14 protein-coding genes are annotated in these 15,574 nt (G+C 38.9%); 7 read left to right on the top strand and 7 right to left on the bottom strand.

Annotated elements, in window-relative coordinates:
* Positions 1-9: 9 nt before the first annotated feature.
* Genes PVK63_RS07425 through PVK63_RS07415 form a run of 3 tightly spaced genes read right to left on the bottom strand, consistent with a single transcriptional unit; the run spans position 10 to position 2,490 of the window.
* Positions 10-426 (bottom strand): hypothetical protein, encoded by a 417-nt coding sequence (locus PVK63_RS07425; RefSeq protein ID WP_130086086.1) that lies wholly within the window; start codon positions 424-426, stop codon positions 10-12.
* Positions 426-1,574, bottom strand: coding sequence for a beta-ketoacyl-ACP synthase III (locus PVK63_RS07420; RefSeq protein WP_130086085.1), 1,149 nt, complete (start codon positions 1,572-1,574; stop codon positions 426-428). Before PVK63_RS07420 ends, PVK63_RS07425 begins: the two co-directional genes overlap by 1 nt.
* Position 1,575: 1 nt before the next feature.
* Positions 1,576-2,490 carry a dialkylrecorsinol condensing enzyme gene (locus tag PVK63_RS07415; RefSeq protein ID WP_130086084.1) on the bottom strand — a complete coding sequence of 305 codons (915 nt, stop codon included), beginning with the start codon at positions 2,488-2,490 and terminating at the stop codon, positions 1,576-1,578.
* 323 nt (positions 2,491-2,813) lie between these two features.
* Here PVK63_RS07415 and PVK63_RS07410 point away from each other — a divergent pair, with 323 nt between their 5' ends.
* Positions 2,814-2,972 carry a YqaE/Pmp3 family membrane protein gene (locus PVK63_RS07410; RefSeq protein WP_122033882.1) on the top strand — a complete coding sequence of 53 codons (159 nt, stop codon included), beginning with the start codon at positions 2,814-2,816 and terminating at the stop codon, positions 2,970-2,972.
* Positions 2,973-3,091: 119 nt separating this feature from the next.
* Here the strand turns inward: PVK63_RS07410 and metE are convergent, their stop codons facing one another.
* Positions 3,092-5,425 (bottom strand): 5-methyltetrahydropteroyltriglutamate--homocysteine S-methyltransferase, encoded by a 2,334-nt coding sequence (metE, locus tag PVK63_RS07405; RefSeq protein WP_130086083.1) that lies wholly within the window; start codon positions 5,423-5,425, stop codon positions 3,092-3,094.
* Positions 5,426-5,645: 220 nt separating this feature from the next.
* Between metE and PVK63_RS07400 the strand changes: the two genes are divergently transcribed.
* A complete protein-coding gene (locus PVK63_RS07400; RefSeq protein WP_130045518.1) occupies positions 5,646-6,557 on the top strand; it encodes a LysR substrate-binding domain-containing protein in 912 nt (303 codons plus the stop codon).
* Between the two features lie 35 nt (positions 6,558-6,592).
* On the opposite strand, the gene PVK63_RS07395 is transcribed toward PVK63_RS07400, so the two are convergent.
* On the bottom strand, positions 6,593-6,787 hold the full coding sequence (locus tag PVK63_RS07395; protein WP_130045519.1) for a DUF4250 domain-containing protein: 195 nt from the start codon (positions 6,785-6,787) through the stop codon (positions 6,593-6,595).
* Between the two features lie 67 nt (positions 6,788-6,854).
* Positions 6,855-7,562, bottom strand: a complete 708-nt coding sequence (locus tag PVK63_RS07390; RefSeq protein WP_130086082.1) for a hypothetical protein — start codon at positions 7,560-7,562, stop codon at positions 6,855-6,857.
* Positions 7,563-7,903: 341 nt separating this feature from the next.
* Between PVK63_RS07390 and dcuC the strand changes: the two genes are divergently transcribed.
* Positions 7,904-9,271, top strand: coding sequence for an anaerobic C4-dicarboxylate transporter DcuC (dcuC, locus tag PVK63_RS07385; protein WP_130086081.1), 1,368 nt, complete (start codon positions 7,904-7,906; stop codon positions 9,269-9,271).
* Between the two features lie 387 nt (positions 9,272-9,658).
* The gene (locus tag PVK63_RS07380; protein WP_274440182.1) at positions 9,659-12,034 is read left to right on the top strand and encodes a YgiQ family radical SAM protein; all 2,376 of its coding nucleotides are present in this window, start codon (positions 9,659-9,661) and stop codon (positions 12,032-12,034) included.
* Positions 12,035-12,153: 119 nt separating this feature from the next.
* Here the strand turns inward: PVK63_RS07380 and tyrS are convergent, their stop codons facing one another.
* Entirely contained in the window at positions 12,154-13,434 is a 1,281-nt protein-coding gene (tyrS, locus tag PVK63_RS07375) for a tyrosine--tRNA ligase (protein ID WP_130048214.1), read from the bottom strand.
* A 358-nt stretch (positions 13,435-13,792) separates the two neighbouring features.
* Here tyrS and PVK63_RS07370 point away from each other — a divergent pair, with 358 nt between their 5' ends.
* From PVK63_RS07370 to PVK63_RS07360, 3 genes are all read left to right on the top strand, one after another.
* Complete coding sequence (locus tag PVK63_RS07370; protein WP_130048215.1) at positions 13,793-14,563, top strand: phosphoribosylglycinamide formyltransferase; 771 nt, start codon at positions 13,793-13,795, stop codon at positions 14,561-14,563.
* A gap of 15 nt (positions 14,564-14,578) precedes the next feature.
* Positions 14,579-14,791, top strand: a complete 213-nt coding sequence (locus PVK63_RS20035; RefSeq protein ID WP_443111683.1) for a hypothetical protein — start codon at positions 14,579-14,581, stop codon at positions 14,789-14,791.
* Positions 14,792-14,949: 158 nt separating this feature from the next.
* Positions 14,950-15,531: a porin family protein gene (locus PVK63_RS07360; RefSeq protein ID WP_274440181.1), complete on the top strand. Its 582-nt coding sequence runs from the start codon at positions 14,950-14,952 to the stop codon at positions 15,529-15,531.
* Positions 15,532-15,574 lie beyond the last annotated feature (43 nt).

Genomic DNA, 15,574 nt, shown 5'->3' with positions numbered 1-15,574 from the left:
GAGCACGCTTTATTTATTTTTATTTGAAAGGTTAGGTAACTTGGTTAATTGCTTAACTGAAATACCTAATGCATCACTGTAGGCCGAAAGCTTCACAGGTGATAATTTAGCAAAAATCTTCGGTGAGAAATGACGCTTAACACGCCACTGAAACCAACCAACAGATTGCGCTAGCACCATTAAATCCATACGCTGAGCAAACATATGATAATACAAGGGTGACTTTTCCCCTGTTCTTACTAAGTTATACGCTACTTGTGCTTGTCGTTCAAATTCATTCAAGGCTTGCTTTGTCACTTCTTCTTCTACTTCCCAACCAGTAGAAGCAACAACCGAATAATCACCATTTTCATCCGTTGCATACACGGCTTTTGCGTTATTGGCATACGTAGAGATATTATCTTGTGGTACTTTTTTCGCTTCCATTACACCACCTTCAATTGCATAAAGGCGGTAGAAAATCTTCCACTTTCAGGAACATAACAAAGTAGAGTATCCCCCACTTTTAAGTCACCAGAATGAAACAGCTCTTCAAGCATGATATAGATAGACGCTGAACCTGTATTCCCTTTACTTGGCAAATTAGTAAACCAACGATCTTGTGGAATATCACATCCTGCTTCTAGCATGCCTTGATATAGGCGGTCACGGAAATAACCAGACGAGTAATGAGGTACAAAATAGGTGATTTCATCAGCCTTCACTTTGCCTTGATCAACTAACTCTTTTAACGGCTTAGTTACTGTGTATTCAACGATATTATCGTTTAACTGCTTAACGTCTTGTTTTACTGAGAAGATAGATTGGTCTAGCCATTCTTGTGAGCTGTATTCACGCCACCCTTTGAGGCTACCGTCCGCCTGTTTTTCAGCACCTGCATACATACAAGCATCAAGCTCATTCGCATAAGATTTTTGCATCATCCATTCGATTTCAAGAGAGATGGAATCCGAATTAGGTTGAGAGGTTAATAGCGCGGCACCCGCACCATCACTTAACATCCAACGTAAGAAATCTTTTTCAAATGCGATTTCAGGCTGACGTTCTAAATCGTCCACCACACTTTCAATTTCAGCTTCAAACTTGTTAGCACGCATCATAGCCGAGGCATTTTCAGAGCCAGTAACTACCGCATTATTACTTTGTCCACTCAAAATTGACATATAGCCATATTTTAATGACATGGTACCGGACAAACAGATGCCAGATGTCGCTATCACTTCACAGCTAGGAATGCCAAGCTCACCATGCACCATTAATGCGTGATTAGGTAAAATTTGATCGGCAATCGTCGTACCACAGGCCAAAAGCTCTGTAGAGTTAATATCAAAAGAGGTTGAATTGAGTTTTCTGATCGCTTCGGCGGTTAATTCTGTATTGGTGTGCGTGGTTTCACCCGTTTGAGGATTAATCGCATAGTAACGTTGTTTAATTTTATTGGATCGCAAAATAAGGCTTTTTGCACGAGAAGGACGCGAACCAACTTGCCCTAGGACATTTTCTATTTCTTTATTACCAACAGCATCATTAGGCAAAAAAGCCTGAATGTCATTGATATATACCTTTTGAGTCATCTTAACGTCCTGATGGTTTTTCGTAATAAGTAATGCTTTCTTCTACCGCTTTCTTTCTAAAAGGCGAGATTAATTTCTTCACTAATAAATTAATCGGCACCAAGGTTAAAACCATAAGGGCTAAAAATATCGCATAGATGGTAATGACTATTTTTCGAGGAAAAGAGCCCGGTTTACCTGACTTCTGAATTAACTTTCCCCACACCATAAATGAACGAGTAGCAATTTTTTCAGAACCAATCAGTTTCCCATTAACCGTTACGGCATGAAGGTTTTTAAGCAGTGGTTCTTTTTTCTTTTCTAAATCTTGTTTTAGCGCCGATACCAAACGGTGACCAAAACGTTCACTCTCTTGCAAATCTTTTTCAGAAACGCCAGCGGCTGGGAATATCCAAAATGGATCTTTTTTACCGGTTAGTAACCAACGAGGCGTTGTGATAAATGCATAAACAGAGCCACCTTGATCAGTCAGTACAGCATTATCAATCAAGGTTCCACCTAACTCAGCAATGACAGTTTTCATTTTCTCTTGAGCCATTACCCACATATCACGACATGCAATAAAGGTAATAACAGGCTTACCGTTAATTAATGACTTAGCTTGTTCTGTCTGAAGAAATCCAGTCATTGGTATTGAAGGTGATAAAAACCACACCGTATAACCTAAAATAATTAAGTCATACTCCTCTTCTAAATTTTCAGCGGGTTTTACTTCGCAGCCATTCATATAAATCGCTTCAGGAAAAGCATCGAAGAAAGGATAAAATGACCATGGATATGGGTATTTATTGACGGGCTCTACGCAATGATAATCAATTTTCACTTCGTCACTTTGACGTAACGGCGCTGTTGCTAACTCAACAAATTTTGCAAGCTGACCACTTTGGGAGTGAGAGATAACTAGAACTTTTTTCATAAGGAAGAGTAAGCATTGCCATAGATAGTTTATTTGCAACTATTTTATAGCAATCATGATTAATATAAATAGCTAATCGCCATATTTAACCACTTCATCATGAGCTTAGAGTATTTTTAATAAAGCATTATGAAAAACTTGCGAGTGATATTGTAAAACTCGCTGCCTTACAATTAAAATTACTAAGACAATTTTTCAAAACCAGATAAAAATACGCAAATTATCACTTTTCGACTTGAACAAAAGAAGTACTCGTATTATTACTATGTTAACCAATTTGCTCATTTTGTTAATCATAATGACTTAATTTATAGAGGCATTTTATGAACAAGCTTGTTTTAATTATTTTATGTGTATTGCTTCCACCACTTGGAGTGTTCTTTGCTAAAGGTGTGGGTAAAGATCTTTTAATCAATATCGTATTAACTCTTTTCTTCTGGGTACCGGGCATGATCCATGCTCTGTGGGTAACGACTCGTTAAAAAAGTATCACTGTAAATACGAAAAATAAAAGCGAAACCCTAAATGAAGGTGTTTCGCTTTTTATTTAGCCTTACGTAAATGAACGTTATTTACTAATCATATTGGTTTCGCTACCGAATTAAGCCGCGTTAACTTGCCATTTCTTACGCAACGTTTTTGCCGCTTTCACCATATTCTCTAGCGCCGCTTCTGTTTCTTTCCAGTTACGTGTTTTCAAGCCACAATCTGGATTTACCCATAAACGCTCAACAGGCACTTTTGCTGCTGCGGTTTCAATCAAATCAACAATCCACTCTTCGCTTGGAATATTTGGTGAGTGAATATCATACACACCCGGTCCAATTTCATTTGGATAGTTAAAATCTTCAAACGCTTTTAGGAGTTCCATATTTGAGCGAGAGGTTTCAATAGTAATCACATCCGCATCTAACGCCGCTACTGATTCAATAATCTCATTAAACTCGCTGTAACACATGTGAGTATGAATTTGTGTTTCTGATTTCGCACTTGCTGCTGAAATCTTAAACGCTTCAACCGCCCAATCTAAATACGCTTTTTGATCACTCTTTTTAATTGGCAACCCTTCACGGATTGCAGGTTCATCAATTTGAATAATATTAATGCCTGCTTGTTGAAGATCAGAAACTTCATCACGCAATACTAATGCTAACTGCTGTGCAATTTCTTTACGAGTAATGTCTTCACGTGGGAACGTCCATCCAAGAATCGTTACAGGTCCGGTTAGCATCCCTTTCATTTGTTTAGTCGTTAACGATTGAGCATATTGCGTCCAATCAACCGTGATTGGTGCTTCACGTTCAATATCTGCCACCACGATTGCTGGTTTTACACAACGAGATCCATAACTTTGCACCCAGCCAAATCGCGTTGCTTGAAAGCCGTTTAAATTCTCCGCAAAATATTCAACCATGTCATTACGCTCTGCCTCACCATGCACGAGCACATCCAAATCTAAACGTTCTTGACGCTCAACTGCATCGGCTATATGCCCTTTCATTGCAGTAACATAATCTTGCTCGTTCAACTTACCAGTACGGTAAGCACTGCGCTGTTGACGAATATCAGAGGTTTGTGGAAATGATCCAATTGTCGTGGTTGGTAATAATGGCAAACCTAACTTTTCAGCTTGGTGCTGCGCACGGATTGCATATACTTCTGCTCGCTCTGCTAATGCAGGAGTGATAGCGGATAAGCGTTGCTGTACCGCAGGCTTATTAATGTGTTCTGCACTCTCACGTTCACGCAGTGGCTGACTGTATTGATGGCAAGCTAGAATTGCATTTTGGTTACCATCTAAAGCATCACCTAATAATGTCACTTCTTTTAGCTTTTGTTTTGCAAACGCAAACCATTGAACCGTCTCTTCCGATAATTCTGTTTCTTGTTCTAAATCAACCGGACTATGCAGCAATGAACATGAACTTGCGATCCATAACTTATCACCCAAGACTTCTTTTACTGGTTGAAGTTTTTCATGCAAACGTTCTAAATCTGCACGCCATACATTACGTCCATTAACCGCACCTACGGATAATACCCACTCTTTTGGCAATGCACTCACTATTGCATCTAACTGGTGTGGATCGGCAGAGATATCAATATGTAAGCCATTTACCGCAAGTTTTGTGATTTTATCTAAATGATGTTCAACGCCATCAAAATACGTTGTTAAGAGTAATTTCACATCACTTTGAATCACTTGATAAGCCAATTTGAATGAATCAGCCCATGCTTTTGGTAGTTCTAGTGCCAGAATTGGCTCATCAATTTGAACCCATTCAACACCTAATGCATTTAATTTAGAGAAAATAGCTTGATAAGCCGTCAATAAACGAGGCAAAAGAGACAGACGATCAAACCCTTGTTCTACCTCTTCGTCATTTACTTCTTTACCTAACCAAAGGTAGCTAAGCGGCCCTAGTAACACCGGCTTCACTTTATGGCCTTGCTTTTGTGCTTCAGCAATTTCATCAAAAAGTTGTGACCAACTCACATTAAATTTATCGTTTTTAGAAAATTCTGGCACGATGTAATGGTAATTAGTATTGAACCACTTAGTCATATCCGACGCTGCTTCACCGCAACCACAGCTGTTTTGAGATTGACCACGCCCCACCTTGAATAAGGTATCTAAGTCAGGAAAACCAGTATTGTGACGAGCAGGTACGTGACCTAAAAGTAAACTTGTGGTTAATACATGATCGTACCAAGCAAAATCACCCGCAGTAACAAAATCTAATCCTGATGCGGATTGATCTTGCCAATGGCGCTGACGTAGCTCACTGCCCACGGCCAGTAATTCTTTTTGTTCTATCTCGCCACGCCAATATTTTTCCTGAGCAAATTTTAATTCTCGTTGAGCACCGACTCGTGGATAACCTAAAATATGAGTGACTGTTTTTCCTACTGTATTGTTTAATTTTGTTGTCATTTGTCTAATTCCCTTAGCCGTTTGGATGGCTAAACAATGACCTTTTTTCGAACTATCTACAACGTCGAATACTTCATTTTGATTATGAATTTATTTCAACTAAGCTAGATTTTATTTAAATGCACTAATTTTATTTAGCCGTCTAGATGTTTACTTTATGGCCTTTTCACTTTACTGTGAAGATTGTTGAACTTACTCAAACGGATCTTGAGGTACAGTAATGATTGAATTAAAACACCTAAAAACCTTAACTACATTACGTGACACTGGCTCATTAACCGCAACAGCCAATGCACTCCATTTAACTCAATCAGCGCTTTCTCATCAATTGAAAGATTTTGAAGCTCGACTTGGTAACCATGTTTTTTTACGAAAAACTCGTCCTGTAAAATTCACATCAGAAGGTGAAATACTGTTAAAACTAGCGGATGATATTTTGCCTAAAATGGCCAGAGCTGAATACGATATTGCAAGCTTGAAAGAAGACTTACACGGACGATTACACATGGCGATTGAATGCCATTCTTGCTTTCAATGGTTAATGCCTGCGATTAAAGAATATCAAGTGGGTTGGCCAGAAGTAGAATTGGATTTTTCATCGGGTTTTGGATTTGAGCCTTTACCAGCCTTGGTTAATGGCGATTTAGACCTAGTGATTACCTCTGATATCCAGCCCCGTGGCGAGGTACATTACGAACCATTGTTTGATTTTGAAATGCGCCTAGTAATGGCAACTAACCACCCGCTTGCCAATAAAGAATATATAGAACCAGAGGACTTACTCGATCAAACAATGCTGACTTACCCTGTACAAAAACAGCGTTTAGATGTAGTAAAACATTTCCTATCGCCAAACAATGTAGAACCAGCAAAATGGAAACAAGCAGAGAACACACTCATGTTAATACAAATGGTATCGGCAGGTTTAGGGGTTGCAGCATTACCTAATTGGGCTATCAGTGAGTTTTCAAGACAAGGCTTAATTGAGAGTAAACCGCTAGGGAAAGGTTTATGGCGAAGATTGTTCGCTGCCGTTAGAGACAGCGAACATGATAAAAAATATTTACAAGCATTTTTCTCTACTGCGAAACAGCAGAGCCAGAGTCATTTAGATGGAATTAAAATGACTTAAACGAAGTGTGTTTTCTATTGCGTGTATTAAAAAACCTATTTATTTTTAAATTGATTCGTTAATGGGTCATATTGATAACCCAAGCCACTGAGCTTGTCTTGAACTCCTTGTGTATCAAGCTCATACATACTAGATAATTCTTCTAGACTGTGACATTCCAATCGCAATTTTTCATTAATTATGCCGAGTAGAATTCCACTTTCTAGTCCGTGAGCATTACTTAAATCCAATCTTCACCCTCCATGTTGCTTAAGAGACATACTTAGAGTAGACCAGTTTTAAGAATGAATGCGTGGACTACATCACAAAAAACAACTGAAATTGATAATAACCAGAAATAGCCATAATTACGCTTGCTAACGCTAGATTTTGCCACTTCACGGCTTGCTGTTTGAATAAGTGAAAACTCCAAAAACCAATACTTACTAACATCAAACTTAACGCAATACCGAGCTTAACGGCCATTCGGTCCAAGAAGATTTCATGAATACTTAATGTCTGACATAACAAGATAACCGACATAACTATCCCACTCACTATTCCACTAATAGGTAATAATTTATGAAACGCCTGCAAGCGAGTTCTCGCTAGAGTTAATAGAAGATGCGCTAATAATGCCCCAAATAAGAATGGGCCAGTAACAGCAAAAAATAATTGCGTAAATGAACCTGAACCCAAAGCTAAATTAACAAAACTTGCTGCAGCAAAACCATTCGCAAGCGCCATAACTATTAAGGGGCCTTTATCACGCGTTTTACCCGTTTTAACACTTAAGTAAAAACCAGCAATGGTGATGGCAGGAACAAAATTAATCGCAAAAATTGAAGCGTAAGTCATACCTACACCGGCAATAACACACCAGCCTAGAATCAACACTGGCAACCATTTATGTATACGACCTCGTTGACCTGGGCAAATATCCCCTTTATGCAAAATGATCGTTAATAATATTTGCGCCCCTAAAAGAGCTGGAATAAGAATATATTGTAAGGTTTGAAAGAACATAATTATGGCCGGATTTTAGAATGCTAAATAGTAGAATGACGATAGTATAAACGCTATTTTCACTTCGTCTAGTAGCGCTCAAAAAAGAACCAACTTATGTTAGGTTCTCAAATTTCAGCTTATTAATTTTCAACTCGTTATCCTTTCCTCGCAACAAAAACAACAGTTAAGCATCATCTTATTAACAGAATTATTTTTTATTTGTTTTAGATCATGATGGTGCTAAGTAGCAGATGTGCTACAGGTGAAAATTAGGTAAGTTTCTATTACGAAATGTGTAAGAATATGTAGATAAGTTACACAATTTTTGTATTTTAATATTTTAATTAGAGGGAAATTCCATGTTGGAGTTAATGATTGGTTTAGTAATTACCGTTTTGGTCGGTTACTTTATCGTAAAAGGATATAAAGCCGCTGGCGTACTACTCACTGCTGGTTTGGCACTACTTATTATTGCTGGCTTATTAGGTCATACCGTTCTACCAGCAAAAGTAACCGCGACAGGTAACTTACTAACTGATGCGTTAGAGTACGTGAAATATATGCTGCAATATCGTGGGGGCGGCCTAGGTATGCAGATCATGCTACTTTGTGGTTTTGCTTCTTACATGACTCACATTGGCGCAAACAATGTGGTTGTAAAACAGTTTTCTAAACCATTAGCATTTATTAAATCACCTTATGTTTTGCTGGTTGCTGCTTATATCGTGGCATGTTTAATGTCTCTTGCAGTGAGTTCAGCAACGGGTCTTGGTGTGCTATTAATGGCAACACTATTCCCAATGATGACAGCAATGGGTATTTCTCGCCCAGCAGCAGTAGCCGTTTGTGCCTCTCCAGCGGCAATCATTCTTTCTCCTACTTCTGGTGACGTTATTGTTGCAGCAGAAAAATCTGGCCTTCCTCTACATACATTTGCAGTTGAGACGGTATTACCTGTTTCAATCTGTGCAATCATTGTAATGGCAGCAGCGGCTTTCTTCTGGAATAAATACCTAGATAAGAAAGAAAATACGCCAATGGAAAAAGTAGATATTTCTGCAATGGAAGTAAACGCTCCTTCTTACTATGCGATTTTACCTTTCTTGCCAATCGTTGGTGTCTTTGTCTTCAATGGCGAAACTATCCCTGGTTTATCTTTAGATATTTATACTATCGTTGTGGGTTCAATCTTCATTGGTGCAGTCATTAACTTTATCACTAATAAGCTAGATGGCAGAGCAACGCTAGAAGATCTAGAGTCTTGTTATGCGGGTATGGCTGATGCCTTTAAAGGCGTGGTAATGCTATTAGTTGCGGCAGGTGTATTTGCACAAGGCCTAATGTCTGTTGGTGCGATTGATAACTTACTTCACCTTGCTGATTCTGCGGGTGCTGGTGGTGTTGCACTGATGCTTCTTCTTACTGGTCTAACAGTAGCAGCGGCTATTGCAACAGGTTCTGGTAACGCGCCGTTCTATGCATTCGTAGAACTTGCACCACAATTGGCTGGCAAAATGGGTCTTAGCCCTGCATTCCTTATCATCCCAATGCTTCAAGCATCTAACCTTGGTCGCACAATCTCTCCAGTATCTGGCGTTATTGTAGCGACATCTGGTATGGCGAAAATCAGCCCATTTGAAGTTGTGAAACGTACTTCTGTCCCTGTTATTTGTGGTTTAATCACTGTAATTGCAGGAACCATGGTACTTGTTCCAATGTATGCATAATTAAGTTAGATAGATAACGATTCTTAAACGCCAGTGGTTAATACTACTGGCGTTTTTTTTGATTTTATTCGTTTTATTCTGTGATGCTTTAGCCAATAGGCACTTTCCTTACAAACAATTTACCTAATGCTCACGTAAATCTTATGAAATAAAGCTAAATTTAGCTTATCAATACATACGACAAAAACAGGCACAACCATCATGATCAAAGATACGACTATTATTTTTACCCTATCCTTTCTGGCGATTTCTATCACCTACCTATGTCGTTTATATCTATAACTTTAATACCCAATGAAACTCCCTTACTAATATTGAGGGCTTTCTTTTCTGGTTAAACTCACCTCAAATCGGTATAATTCGGCCTCCAAATTCTGAGGTGAACTAATGCATAACGTAACTCCAATAAACGAATACCCTAAATTCTGGGCAGAATGCTATGGAACAGCCCCTTTCTTTCCTACTTCTCGTAAAGAAATGGACCAACTTGGTTGGGATAGCTGCGACATTATCATTGTAACTGGGGATGCGTACGTGGATCACCCAAGTTTTGGTATGGCGATCATCGGACGTTTGCTAGAATCACAAGGCTTTCGCGTTGGTATCATTGCCCAACCAAAATGGGACAATAAAGACGAATTTATGGCTCTTGGTCAACCAAATCTATTTTTTGGTATTACTGCGGGTAACATGGATTCAATGATCAACCGTTATACCTCAGATAAAAAACTTCGCCATGATGATGCTTATACCCCAAATAATGAAGGTGGTAAGCGTCCTGACCGTGCTGTACTGGTATATTCTCAACGCTGTCGTGAAGCCTTTAAAGATACGCCTATTGTTTTAGGTGGTATTGAGGCAAGCCTACGTCGTTTAGCACATTACGATTACTGGTCTGATAAAGTTCGTCGCTCAGTACTGTTTGATGCGAAAGGTGACATTCTTCTGTTTGGTAATGCTGAACGTGCATTGGTTGAAGTGGCTCATCGCCTTGCCAATGGCGAAGACGTAAAAACAATGACTGACATTCGTGGTACTGCAGTAAACTTACCAGCAGAGCCTGAAGGTTTTAAAATCATTGATTCTTCTCGTATTGAAAAACCAAGCAAAGCTGTCTTTGTTCCAATCAATCCATACGCAACAGAAGAGCAGTGCGAAACCAACAAATCGGAAGTAAAAGAAGAACAACCGCAGGTTATTACGGTTCGTGCTTCAAGCCATGATTCAAAAACAACAGCGATTCGTATTCCACCGTATGAAAAACTAAACGGTGACCGTATTCTTTATGCTCACGCTAGTCGTATTATGCATTTAGAAACTAACCCATACTCTGGCCGAGCATTAATTCAGCGTCATGGTGATCGTGAATTATGGGTAAACCAAGCACCAATCCCTCTAACAACCGAAGAGATGGATTTTGTGTTTGACTTGCCTTATGCGCGTGTCCCACACCCTATGTATGGCAAAGCTAAGATCCCTGCGTATGACATGATTAAAACATCAGTCAACATTATGCGTGGTTGTTTTGGTGGTTGTTCATTCTGTAGTATTACTGAACACGAAGGTCGTATTATTCAAAACCGCTCTAAAGAATCTATTATCAATGAATTAGAAGAAATTAGAGATAAAGTTCCAGGATTTACCGGCACAATTTCAGATCTTGGTGGCCCAACCGCGAACATGTATCGTTTAGGTTGTTCTATTCCTAAAGCAGAAGCAACCTGTCGTCGCCCTTCATGTGTTTTCCCTAAGATCTGTGACAAGTTAAATACTGATCACGTACATACAATTGATTTGTACCGTGAAGCACGTAAAGTCAAAGGCATTAATAAAGTATTAATTGCTTCTGGTGTTCGTTACGACTTAGCCATTGAATCTCCAGAATACGTGCGTGAGTTAGTGACCCATCACGTTGGCGGTTATTTGAAGATTGCACCAGAGCATACCGAAAAAGGCCCATTAGATTTAATGATGAAGCCAGGTATGGGTACGTACGATCGCTTTAAGTCTATGTTTGAAAAATACAGCCAAGAGGCCGGTAAGAAGCAATATCTTATCCCTTATTTTATCTCTGCTCATCCGGGTACAGAAGATGAAGACATGCTGAACCTAGCGATGTGGCTGAAGAAAAACAACCTTGAGTGTGATCAGGTTCAGAACTTCTATCCATCACCAATGTGTAATGCAACGTCAATGTATTACTCAGAAACAAACCCACTGAAACGCGTGAAATATAAAAAACGTGAAGATGTAACAGTGGCTAAAGGTGAACGCCAACGTCGACTGCATAAAGGCTTATTACGTTATCACGATCCTAAAAACTGGAAAATGATCCGTGAAGCACTAACAGAGATGGGGAAAAAGCACCTTATTGGTGACAAGCCACATTGTTTAGTGCCTGAAGACGATATCGATACACAAACACCTGCTGAACGTCGTCAAACAGGACGTCACGGCGCGAAACGTTTTGCAACTAAGCATACTCAAGCACAGTTTGATGGTGATCCTCGTAATAGTAATAGTCGCGGTGGTCAAAATAAGAATAACCGTAACGGTAAGCCTAGCTCTCAAGGTCAAAACCGCAATGGGAATGGTGGAAAACCTAGTGGAAATACAGGTTCAGATAAGCCAGCATCAAGCGGACAAAAAAATGGCGTTCGTAATGGTTATTCAAATAATAAACCAAGTGGCAATGGTAAACCTAAAACCGCTGGTAATAAACCAAATGGTACAGGGCCTAAACGCAAGCCTAAACACCGTTAATTAAATAGAAAAAATTAACAAGTATAAAAAAAGCGAACCAATTCGGTTCGCTTTTTTTATTGTCTGAATATAAAGTAATGAAACAGAGTTATCTACTCCACCCCATTACTAATTTATTCTTATTTCCAAACGTATAAATTAAACAGTTTTTTACCACGCTTAATTACGCTGTATTTACCGAATAATGCGTCTTCTTTCTTAAGAACAACTTCAGAATCAGCAACTTTCTCACCGTTTACTGAAACTGCACCATTACCAATAAATTCACGCGCCATCTTATTCGATTTTGCTAGTTCAGATTGAGTCAGAATTTCAACGATAGTTTGCTCAGAAGCGTCAAGCTCAGTCGTTGGCAGACCATCTTGCGCTAGTTGTGCTAAATCAGTTTCAGTTAGTGATGCTAGGTCACCTGAGAACAGTGCTTCTGTAATACGGATAGAAGAAGCTAAACCTTCCTCACCGTGAACCAAACGAGTTACTTCTTTAGCAAGGACGCCTTGACCAGCAGGACGACCTTGAACACTCTTATCACTTTCTTCAATTGCAGCAATTTCGTCTACAGATAGGAAAGTGAAGAAACGTAGGAAGTTATATACGTCAGCATCCGCAGTACCCAACCAGAATTGGTAGAAAGCGTATGGTGATGTTTTGCTTGGGTCTAACCAAATTGTACCTGATTCAGTCTTACCAAATTTAGTACCATCTGATTTAGTTACTAGCGGTAGCGTTAAACCAAATACTTTATTGCGGTTCATACGACGAGTTAGATCGATACCACCAGTGATGTTACCCCACTGATCAGAACCACCAATTTGAAGCGTACATTCTTTTGCTTTGTTTAGCGCAGCAAAGTCATACGATTGAAGTAGCATGTAGCTGAACTCAGTAAATGAGATACCAGAACCTTCACGGTCGATACGTTGTTTTACTGATTCTTTTTGAATCATTGCATTTACGCTGAAATGCTTACCGATATCACGCATGAATTCGATTACATTGATTTCACCAATCCAATCTAGGTTATTCACCACTTCTGCGCCATTTTTCTCTTCTGTAAACTCAACAAAAGCAGAAACTTGAGCACGGATTTTATTAACCCAATCACCAACAACATCAGAGGTGTTCAATTGACGCTCTGCCGCTTTAAAGCTTGGATCACCAATTAGACCTGTTGCGCCACCAACAAGTGCTAATGGTTTATGGCCCGCTTGTTGAAAACGCTTAAGAACTAACAAAGGTACTAGGCTACCAATATGTAGGCTGTCTGCTGTCGGATCGAAACCACAATAAAGAGTACGACAGTCAGTAGAAAGGTGCTCAGCTAATTCTTCGTCTGCTGTGCACTGTGCAATAAGCCCACGAGCTTTTAAATCCTGCAATAATTCATTTGTTGCTGTCATAGATAACCTACTTGTACTCTAAATTTAGGTATAAAAAAGAAGACTCGATTTTACACATTTAGCCGCTAAATAACAGACTTTGTGAGTAAAAAGCCACTTTGAACTAATATCTATTTTATCTCCCCATTTGATTAACAATTTCCTAGTTACAATTGCTTTCAATTTCAAGAAGAAAAAGTTCAAAAATTGACCTTAATTTAACGTCAAGAATTGTAATTCTGTGATGCTTAACTCAAACCAAAACAATGATAATTTTCACCTCTTGAATCTGCTAAGTGTGCCCATATTTATTTAGTAGGTGTTGCTAAGATGCAGTCTACTTAGTTGCTATTTCTTTCTGTCTTGCTAAGGAAAAAGAATGAAAAAGTTTGCCCGTGCCGCAGTCCTAATGGTTTTAGTATTTGGACGTCCTCAAGCACAAGCTTCCTCATTAATTGAGTTTATTGAACCTGATTATCAAGAAGCAAACCAATCAGAGATCGATCATCAACATGTCCTTCACAGCCTAAATGGTCTACTTTCGATTCAAAATTGGAACTATTTCTCACATCAGCCTTACGATGATTTTGATATTTTAAATTCAAAAGCACATCAAGCTCAAAGAGAGCTAGAAAATCTGTGTAAAGAAACCGCTTTGATCTCTAATTCTCAGCCTCAATTTGCTGGAGTGAAGAGCGCAGAACGTGCCTTATTAAAAATTGAACAAGAGTTAAATGGTCAAGTTAACCAGTTAACTGACATGGCAAGAGCGACCATCGTTGCCGATTCAATACCTGATTTGGTGACGGCGTATGAATCAATAAATAGAGAAACAACCGTCCTGAGTGTCACTAACCGTTTTGCACAGCCAGCAAAATCAGGCTACCGAGACATAAAATTACTCGTCGAATTACCAAAAACAAAACTGGTCGCAGAAATACAGCTGCATTTAAAAGACATTGCGACAGTAAAAAATGGTGCAGAGCATAAATTGTATGAAGAAATTCAAAACATTGAACGTTTAGCTCTTCTGGAAAAGCGAGAATTCACTCAGTTTGAAGATGCTCGAGTGACTAAATTGAGAGCTCTATCTCAATCACTATATACAAATGCATGGCAAACCTACTTACCACTTCAAGCACTCGCGTAATGTTCCACTATTAACATGCCAGCAACTAAAAAAGAGCAACCACTGCGTATTGGTTGCTCTTTTTATTTAATAGCGTTTATTTTTATGTCATCAAAACTAATTTATGCCATTAAAACCAAGCTTCCGAAAAAAGCTAAGCCAGAAAATACGGCTATAGTTGTAATGAGTGCAAATTTGAAATCACTATCCATAACGACTCCTTGTTATTGTGCAGTAACAAAAAATTAACACTAGTTTGAGGTATCTTCAAGGAATCAAAGAAAATTGACTGCCAAGTTGGTATTAGCATCACAATGTCAGCATAATAAATCAAACTTAGGGATAAGATTAGTCGCTATGTGGCTAAATACAAATTATCAAAATTAAAACCTATTTTAGGAGGAAAAATGAAACGGACGTCATTACTGGGGCTGCTAGCCATCCTGCCTTTACCAATATTTGCTCAGGTATATCTTACACCCTCTATTGGGTTTTCTTCTGGTGGTGAGGTGACAAACAGTGCAGGAGATACTTATAAAATCAATGGAGATAACGCTTTATCTTTTGCTATAGAAACGGATTTTGATACAGGCCGTATTGGACTATTTTATAGTACTCAAAGCAGTGAGATAAAATCACTGGGCAATAAAACACGGTTTGATTATTTACATTTCCAAAGTGCTTTAGATTATTCCCTTACCCCTAAACTAAGTTCATTTTTAGGATTAAGCCTTGGCGCAACTTATACCGATGTCGACTGGAGCGATGAAAATTTACGCTTCTCTGCCGGTGCTTTTACTGGGTTGCAATATCACTTTACTGACAATTTTGCCTTACAGTTAGAAGCCCGTTGGTTAGGCACTTCTGTTGATAGTAGTTTTGACAGCGCTTGCGTTTCTGATTCAACACAAAGTAGATGTGTTATTCGTTATGAAGGCAGTTGGATGAATCAAGTACAAGGGAATCTTGGCTTACGATTCAGTTTTTAACTTTCTCACACCACCTATTATTTTATAAATTCCAATTAATGCG

This window comes from Aliivibrio sp. S2TY2 (assembly GCF_028765525.1).
GTDB classification, from domain to species: Bacteria; Pseudomonadota; Gammaproteobacteria; order Enterobacterales; family Vibrionaceae; genus Aliivibrio; species Aliivibrio finisterrensis_A.
Note: the sequence above shows the minus strand (reverse complement) of the source record. Positions and strands in the feature narration are given on the sequence as shown.

Coding starts and splice junctions, on each gene's coding strand:
- PVK63_RS07370 (WP_130048215.1), top strand. CDS start 13,793: ATGAAAAAGTTTGCCCGTGCCGCAGTCCTAATGGTTTTAGTATTTGGA.
- metE (WP_130086083.1), bottom strand. CDS start 5,425: ATGACAACAAAATTAAACAATACAGTAGGAAAAACAGTCACTCATATT.
- PVK63_RS20035 (WP_443111683.1), top strand. CDS start 14,579: ATGCCAGCAACTAAAAAAGAGCAACCACTGCGTATTGGTTGCTCTTTT.
- tyrS (WP_130048214.1), bottom strand. CDS start 13,434: ATGACAGCAACAAATGAATTATTGCAGGATTTAAAAGCTCGTGGGCTT.
- PVK63_RS07420 (WP_130086085.1), bottom strand. CDS start 1,574: ATGACTCAAAAGGTATATATCAATGACATTCAGGCTTTTTTGCCTAAT.
- PVK63_RS07390 (WP_130086082.1), bottom strand. CDS start 7,562: ATGTTCTTTCAAACCTTACAATATATTCTTATTCCAGCTCTTTTAGGG.
- PVK63_RS07360 (WP_274440181.1), top strand. CDS start 14,950: ATGAAACGGACGTCATTACTGGGGCTGCTAGCCATCCTGCCTTTACCA.
- PVK63_RS07415 (WP_130086084.1), bottom strand. CDS start 2,490: ATGAAAAAAGTTCTAGTTATCTCTCACTCCCAAAGTGGTCAGCTTGCA.
- PVK63_RS07380 (WP_274440182.1), top strand. CDS start 9,659: ATGCATAACGTAACTCCAATAAACGAATACCCTAAATTCTGGGCAGAA.
- PVK63_RS07425 (WP_130086086.1), bottom strand. CDS start 426: ATGGAAGCGAAAAAAGTACCACAAGATAATATCTCTACGTATGCCAAT.
- PVK63_RS07400 (WP_130045518.1), top strand. CDS start 5,646: ATGATTGAATTAAAACACCTAAAAACCTTAACTACATTACGTGACACT.
- dcuC (WP_130086081.1), top strand. CDS start 7,904: ATGTTGGAGTTAATGATTGGTTTAGTAATTACCGTTTTGGTCGGTTAC.
- PVK63_RS07410 (WP_122033882.1), top strand. CDS start 2,814: ATGAACAAGCTTGTTTTAATTATTTTATGTGTATTGCTTCCACCACTT.